Origin of the sequence: Candidatus Weimeria sp. HCP3S3_B5 (genome assembly GCF_052064335.1) — a bacterium.
In the GTDB taxonomy this organism is placed as follows: Bacteria; Bacillota; Clostridia; order Lachnospirales; family Lachnospiraceae; genus Weimeria.
In genome coordinates, this window is sequence record NZ_JBQHVU010000045.1 from 1 (window position 1) to 3,819 (window position 3,819).

The 3,819-nt window shown below is 44.5% G+C and carries 4 protein-coding genes; all 4 read left to right on the top strand.

Features of this window, described 5'->3' with window-relative positions; all coding sequences use genetic code 11:
* Positions 1-90 precede the first annotated feature (90 nt).
* The 4 genes from ACTNCK_RS11485 to tnpC all read left to right on the top strand — a co-directional run bounded on the left by ACTNCK_RS11485 (position 91) and on the right by tnpC (position 3,686).
* Positions 91-510 (top strand): hypothetical protein, encoded by a 420-nt coding sequence (locus ACTNCK_RS11485; protein ID WP_441082857.1) that lies wholly within the window; start codon positions 91-93, stop codon positions 508-510.
* Complete coding sequence (gene tnpB / locus ACTNCK_RS11490) at positions 503-880, top strand: IS66 family insertion sequence element accessory protein TnpB (protein WP_441082858.1); 378 nt, start codon at positions 503-505, stop codon at positions 878-880. The genes ACTNCK_RS11485 and tnpB overlap by 8 nt, the downstream gene beginning before the upstream one ends.
* Before the next feature lie 140 nt (positions 881-1,020).
* Positions 1,021-1,527 (top strand): hypothetical protein, encoded by a 507-nt coding sequence (locus ACTNCK_RS11495; protein WP_441082859.1) that lies wholly within the window; start codon positions 1,021-1,023, stop codon positions 1,525-1,527.
* Entirely contained in the window at positions 1,527-3,686 is a 2,160-nt protein-coding gene (gene tnpC, locus ACTNCK_RS11500) for an IS66 family transposase (RefSeq protein WP_441082860.1), read from the top strand. Before ACTNCK_RS11495 ends, tnpC begins: the two co-directional genes overlap by 1 nt.
* Positions 3,687-3,819: the final 133 nt, after the last annotated feature.

The following is a 3,819-nucleotide window of genomic DNA, read 5'->3' on the forward strand; positions in this document are numbered from 1 at the left end:
GTAAGCGTATTATAGAGCTGGGCTATTTATTATGAGCGCCTTCCTGTAAACTTTGTTTAGAAAACAGAAGTCTGCAGGGAGGTGTTTTTTATGCTGCCTAAGGATATAAAGTCCTCAAAAGTGACCAAGAAGTGGCTCGCTATTATCAGATCATACGTTGAAGCAGAGCGTTCAACTTATATCTCTGCAACAAGCTGGTGTAAACAGAACAACATCAATTACTACATGTTTATAAGATGGCGTGGACGATTCAGGAATGAGGGTATGCTCAATCCGGATGATCTGGAAAGTTCAGCCGAAGTCAGATCACAGTCTGAAGCCTTTGTCGATGTCACATCAATAGTAAAAGAATCAAATCTGCCAGACAGCGGCTCAGATGTAAACAATAATGGTTCTCCGACAGGCATTCCATCTGTTATGCTCCAGGTGAACAACATAAAAATCTATGTAAACAGTGGCATTGATGCAGATACGCTTGCTACTGTTCTGCAGGCGGTGCGCAATGCTTAAAGACGGTGTCGGTTTCAAAAAAATATATCTATGCCTGGAGCCGATCGACATGCGCCGTGGTATAGATACTCTTGCAGCAAGTCTGATCTATGAGTACAGGCTGAATCTCTATGAGAATAAAGGATGCCTGTATCTCTTTCACGGAAAAGGCACAAGAACTATCAAGGGCATCTGTTTTGAAGGGATCGGCATCGGAATCTATAAACTCAGGCTTTCGGAAGGCAACCATTTCCGATGGCCAAAGTCAAAGGCTGAGGCAATGGCACTTCCGTCTGAGCAGTATCAGATGCTGATGTCCGGCATCTCTCTAACAGGCACGATTACAGAACGGTATCCAAAGGTGAAAAAGCCTCCGGAAACATCCAATTGAAGCGGGTCTGGGATAAAGTATAAATGAAAATCAATTATCTAACTATCATTTAGATGTAATGCTTGACATTCATCTAAATAAAAAGTATAATAGATAATAAAGAGGACATATGTTATACTTTATCTCAGGAGGATACCGCTATGCCTAGAAAGAAACAACCTTACACGTATTTCACGCGGAAAGACCTTGGCATTACGTATGTCTATGCCAACGAGGATGTATGGGACGAGAAGGCCCATAAGTATGTAAGAAAACGCCACATGATCGGAAAGCTGGATCCTGAGACAAATGAGATAATTCCAAACGCCGGCCGTGGTGGCTATCATGGAAGAAAACACACAAAATCTGCAGATGACAGGTCTCTGAATGAGACCTCTGTAACAGTCTCTTCGTCTGATGAAGAATCGGGATCTGTAAATAAAACACAGGCTGCTGTGGAAGAAAAGACCAGGAACAGATACGAGGAAGAAAAAGCAGCTTTTGAAGAATACCAGAAAGCTACAGATGTAAAGTTCCGTGAGCTTAAACTGAAGATCGATCAGCTTACGGTGATCAACGAGGAACTTCAGCGCAGAAATAACGAACTCAGCAGCAAAGTAACCGAATACTGCTCTGATCTGCTCGCCATTGCAAAGGATAAACAGTAATGACGAACGAAGAGCTGAGGAAGATGCTGGCCGAAGCTGGCAGCATGAAAAAAAGCGAACTCATACAGAGCCTTGTCATTGTCATCAACAAATGCATCGAAATGAATAATGCCGCATCTGAAAGAGTAAAAGCTGATCTTGCTGAACATGACAATGTAACACGCCTGAAGAAAAAGTATTCAGAGCTTAAGAAAGACTACAAGTCTCTTGAAAAGGACTATACTGTCGTGTACCAGCAGTTTCGGCTGGCTCAAAACATGCTCTTCGGCACTTCCTCAGAAAAGACGGGCAGACTCGGGCAGATCCTGCTCAAAGCAGCAAAAAAATATATGAAAGAACAGGGATCCGGACAGAATGATGAAACATCAGACAGTGACAGCAGCGCTGACACAGATGACAGGGACTCCATAAGCATATGTGTGGGAGCTCCACAGGATCCTGTAGACGAAGATGCAGATCCTGATGTTCAGCCGTATGAAACAGCTGCTTCATCTGCGTCCGGAGATCATTCGAGATCGCATACGGGCAGTCATATCAGGTCCTTTGCAGAGCATACTGCTTCCGGCAAAGAAAAGAAAGCACACAGCGGACGGTCGGCCGGCTCCAATGACTGGACAGACAGTCTCGAGCACTATTCTCATTTTTACCTTGATGATCAAAAATACAACAGGATGTTTGGCGAAGGCAAATGGCACATATCAGACTGGGTTCCAAGTGATACGCTGGCGCTCATTCCTGCCCGCCTGTATGTCGATACCACTTTTTATCCGGTTATTACGCCGAACGATCTATCAAAAGAAAAGTATTATGACAGGGCCGGTGATCATCCCGGAGAATCAGGAAAACTTATACCGGGGTCAATGGCATCAGGCTCACTTCTGGCACATCTTATCGATAAGAAATTCGAAAACAGTGTGGCAACATACTCCACTGAAAAGTATTTACTGTCAAGAAGTCTGGGACTTTCCCGCAGCTGGATCACCAGATGGATCAACAGAACCTCACATACATACCTGGCTCAGCCGGTTCTGTACATGCAGAAAGCTCTTCTGAAACAGGGCTGCAGCCAAAGTGACGAAACGCCATGGATCGTAACTCAGTACTGTCATGGAACCGGTTCAAAGAACTATTTCTGGGTTCATACGAGTTCCGAACTGAGCACAGATCCAAGGATGATTCTTTTTACTTTTGAAAGAGGCAGAGCAACAGATCATCTCCTGCATTTCTATGGGCGTGATTATGATGGCGTACTTGAAGATGATGCATTTGTTGCCTACTATACTTTCGAGAAGGAACTGCAGGGCAAGGTAACAATTGCAAACTGTTTCATGCACCTGAGAAGGAGGTTTGTAAAAGCATTTCTGGTCCTTGACAACAAAGGGCTGACGGTGGAGCAGCTGGAAAATACCATCGAAGGCAGGATCATCCGGCTGATCGGAGAGATCTACCGGGCTGACAATCCACTGAAAAAGCTTTCGCCTGAAGAAAGGCTTAAACAGCGGCAGGAAAAGATCAAGCCTCTGGTTGATGAGCTGTTTGATATCCTGCACGGGGTCGATGTGAAGGATCCAACCTACAGCAGCTACCTTGTTACTGCGGTGAACTATGCCCTGAACCATGAACCGCATTTCAAAGTATTCCTGTCAGATCCGATGGTACCTTTAGACAACGGGTTCTGTGAAAGGTCACTTCGCGTCATCAGCAGAGCTCGCTCAAGTTTTCTGTTCTCAACCAGTGCCTATGGAGCTGAGGCAAATGCCATCTGCTACTCGCTGATACGGACAGCACAGGAGAACAAGGCCATACCGGATATCTATCTGAACTATCTTCTGAGTGAAATGCCGAAATACGTTGATGATAAAGGCGGTCTTATTAATCGGGAAGTCAGCATCACGGAAGACATGTCTGATGATGAGAAGGAAAAAGCATGGGATACGAACTGGGCCTTTCTGTCGAAAATGATGCCGTGGTCTGACGAATACAAAGCATATGAGAAAAAGTATCTTGAAGATCAGCGAAACTTCAAGCTGGATGACACAGTGAAAATGCCACATGTCAGAAAAGGAAAAATCGTATATACAGAAATCACACAGGAAGAGGCGGCGCGTTACCATCGAAAACGAATGAAACGTATTCAAACAAGGAAGGCCTCTGCATAACCTGATCAAAATGAGAAACTTAAAAGTCCCTCACGAATGACTCCACCATCTAATGGAATCAGACTCGTGAGGGACTTTTTATACTCAAAAACCAGCTCAGAATGGGATTAGCCCATCTCTTTAATACGCTTAC